Source organism: Shewanella sp. 11B5 (assembly GCF_002836795.1).
GTDB lineage: Bacteria > Pseudomonadota > Gammaproteobacteria > Enterobacterales > Shewanellaceae > Shewanella > Shewanella frigidimarina.
In genome coordinates, this window is record NZ_PJAP01001054.1 from 1 (window position 1) to 2,494 (window position 2,494).

Sequence of the window (2,494 nt, forward strand, 5' to 3'; positions counted from 1 at the left end):
CTGCCTCAATTACCTATTCTTCCGGTCACTCGCCCCATTGACATTAATAACCTTGAGACCTTAAAACAACGCATTGCCGACAGCCAAATAAAAGCTCAACAAAGTGGGGCGATACATGCGGCTTTAGCGTTAACAGCCCAAGGCGACATTATCGCCTGTCGTGAAGACATCGGCCGTCATAATGCACTCGATAAACTTATCGGCATGTTAATAAGGCAAACAACCGCGACTCAAAAAACATCATGTAATACCTTATTAATCACCAGTCGTTGTAGCAGTGAATTGATCCATAAAGCGGTGCTGTTTGGCGCTAACAATCTTATTAGTCTAGCTTCGCCAAGCCAACTCGCGGTCAAGCTGGCACTAAAATACAACCTCAATATTATTCACATACCCAAGTTTTCAGCGCCTATTTATTATTCCAGTTACGACTGTCATTTTAATGTTAACCGTCTATCGCTGAGCCCTATCGGAGAAATTCATGTCTAGTCATCACAAAAAACCAACTAAAGCCGGCGGATTTCCTTCACTGCAAGCCACATTTACTCATGTACTTCGCAGCCAGCACACCAAGCAAAACCTTAAAAACTTACTCCGTGTTAATCAAACTGATGGCTTCGATTGCCCGGGTTGTGCATGGGGCGATAACAAACAAGGTGCATTTCAGTTTTGCGAAAATGGTGCTAAAGCCGTGGCATGGGAATCAACAGGTAAAGGCGTTGGTCGAGATTTTTTTGCTCAGCATTCGGTACGCCAACTAACAAAACAGACCGACTACTGGTTAGAGTATCAGGGGCGTTTAACCGAACCAATGCGCTTTAATGCGATAACAGATCACTATGAACCAGTAAGCTGGTCTGAGGCATTTTCGATTATCGCCACCAAGCTCAACAGTTTAAGTAGCCCTGACCAAGTTGAATTTTACACTTCTGGACGCGCCAGTAACGAAGCATCCTACCTCTACCAACTGTTTGGCCGGCTTTATGGCACCAATAACTTTCCCGATTGCTCTAACATGTGCCACGAAGCTAGTGGTGTCGCATTAATTAGCGCCATTGGAATAGGTAAAGGCACGGTAGTATTAGAAGATTTTGATGCCGCCGAAGCCATTTTTGTGTTTGGCCAAAACCCTGGCACCAACCACCCAAGAATGATGAATACTCTGCGCAAGGCCGCCAAACAAGGGGGTAAAATTGTCACTTTCAATAACCTTAAAGAAGTTGCCTTAGAAAAGTTCGCCAGTCCACAAAGCCCTATAGAATTGCTCACTCCAGCAGCCACTACCATCAGCCATTTGTATTTAACCCCTAAATTAGGCGGCGATATGGCCGCTGCGCGAGGCATGGCTAAATTTATTATTGAACAACGTCCAGATAAAATCGACCATGAGTTTATACAGCAGCACAGTGCATTTTTTGAAGATTATCAACACAGTGTTACACACACTAGCTGGGATAAAATAGAACAACAATCTGGACTGACAAAAGCAGAGATTATTCAAGCTGCGACCGTGTTCAGTGACAGTAAAACCGTGATCAGTTGCTGGGCAATGGGCTTAACTCAACATAAGCATTCGGTCGACATTATTCGTGAAGTCGTTAACCTGCATCTGCTATGTGGTCAAATAGGCAAAAAAGGCGCCGGATTATGCCCTGTTCGCGGCCACAGTAATGTGCAAGGCAACCGCACTATGGGCATTAATGAAAAGCCGTCTGCCGCTTTTATTACCCGCTTAGAACAGCATTTGTCTACCAGCTTACCGCGGCAAGCGGGCCACAATGTGGTCGAAGCCCTTAAAGCCCTACACAGTAAACAGAGTAAGGTGCTAATTTGTTTAGGTGGAAATCTTGCGGCTGCGGCGCCCGATACTGATTTTACATACCAAGCGATGCGCAATGCTGAACTGAATGTTCAAATCAGCACTAAGCTTAATCGCAGCCACTTACAAGTAACACACGACGCCTTAATTTTACCTTGTTTAGGCCGTACCGAATTAGACAAGCAGCAAAGCGGCATTCAAAAAATCACCGTTGAAGATACCTTTAGCATGGTTCATGCTTCAACAGGTATGACCGAACCCGCCTCAGAACAATGTTTATCTGAAATTGATATTGTCGCTCAAATGGCTCATGCAACATTTAACCATTCCGGCTCGACTCAGCTCAACTCAACAAACCATGCCGCAAATAAACTAGATTGGCTGGCATTACGTGATGACTATGCACTAATTCGTCAGCTTATCGAAAATACCATCGACGGCTTTAGTGACTTTAATCAACGTATCGAGCAACCTGCCGGGTTTTATCTGGGGAATAGCGCTGCTGAGCTTATTTGGAATACCACTAACCAGTTAGCTCAATTTAATCCTAGTCAGTTGCCAAATTCAGTTATTGCAGATTGCTCAAGCAACGCACAAACAACTGCGTCATCCGCCGAACAACAAGCTATTTTTTTACTGCAAAGTTTGCGATCTCACGACCAATACAACACCACT

Annotated in this window: 2 protein-coding genes; both read left to right on the forward strand. The window is 44.6% G+C overall.

The window, feature by feature from the left end; all coding sequences use genetic code 11:
* The coding region (locus tag CXF78_RS20195; protein WP_180957231.1) for a formate dehydrogenase accessory sulfurtransferase FdhD at positions 1–489 on the forward strand (489 nt) is incomplete at its 5' end.
* Positions 482–2,494, forward strand: a 2,013-nt coding sequence (locus CXF78_RS20200; RefSeq protein ID WP_102037762.1) for an FdhF/YdeP family oxidoreductase, incomplete at its 3' end; no start/stop codon positions are given. The genes CXF78_RS20195 and CXF78_RS20200, both read left to right, overlap by 8 nt.